The 1043-nt window shown below is 37.4% G+C and carries 1 protein-coding gene; it reads right to left on the bottom strand.

Annotation, left to right across the window (positions count from 1 at the left end; genetic code table 11):
• Positions 1-109: 109 nt before the first annotated feature.
• On the bottom strand, positions 110-1043 hold a 934-nt coding region (locus tag H1P_RS33695; protein ID WP_186376316.1), incomplete at its 5' end, for a group II intron reverse transcriptase.

The following is a 1043-nucleotide window of genomic DNA, read 5'->3' on the forward strand; positions in this document are numbered from 1 at the left end:
AAGTAAAGTCAGTGAAAGGGTCGCCCCTTCCACTGCTCTCCAAAACGTAGCGTGATAGTTTCCTATCACTACGCTCCTCAGTAATACGGCTGCTGTCATCAGTACGCCTTTAAATCATTGTTGTAATGTCTTCCTTCCATATCCAGTTCAGTTTATTAAACCATTTATAGAATTCTTCCATTCTTTTTCTCCTCTGATAATTATCAATTATTTTGAGGTCTGATTTAGTCTTTTTATCGTGGCAGTGTCGGTGTAATAGTTGTAGATTTTTGTATTCATCTTTACCACCTGCTGCGGTGGGTATGATGTGGTCGGTTTCTATTACATCTTCTTCTCGAAAGAACAGTTTACAGTGAGCGCATTTCCCTTTTTGTTTTTTAATCAGCGATGCTGTTCGCTTTGGCATCTGGGGATGTTTACCCATTCTTGTACTCCAGTAGGTGAGGTTGCCATCAAATACTGACGCATCACCTCTTACCTTTATATGTCCGATATTGGTCTTAATGTTTGTGTGGCGTATAAGTTCAATAGGGTTATCTCCTTTTCTTGATGAAAAGACCCAGTTATCGCCTTTCCTAGTGTTCCAGTATCTTTTCTTGAGCCATTTCAATCCTTTGTTTGGGTGTCTGTATCTTCCCCATTTCCATAGCTTCCACCATAGAAGATGTCTAACTTTTTGAAAATGTTTTTTACATTGATACGGTTTAAAGTAATTGCACCATCCTACAATGATAGGGTTGAGTTTAGAAATTAGTATTTCTTGTGAAACTCCTTTATGTTTATCAATTACTTCGGCTAATTTTCTATAGTGTTTGACGACACTCTCCTGTGAAGGAGAAATATAAGTCTTGAATCCTAGTTTTCTCTTTTTGGTGTCCTTCCCTGAGATACATTTACCTGCTTTAAATTGATAAATATAAAATCCCAGGAATTTGAAGCCCTTTTTCTCTCCGTTGTATTCTTCGAGTGTGTGGGCTATTCTAGTCTTACTAGGATTCAGTTTTAGTCCTATATCTTTTAACCAATCTGTAATTACTTGTTTG

The organism is Hyella patelloides LEGE 07179, from assembly GCF_900659865.1.
In the GTDB taxonomy this organism is placed as follows: Bacteria; Cyanobacteriota; Cyanobacteriia; order Cyanobacteriales; family Xenococcaceae; genus Hyella; species Hyella patelloides.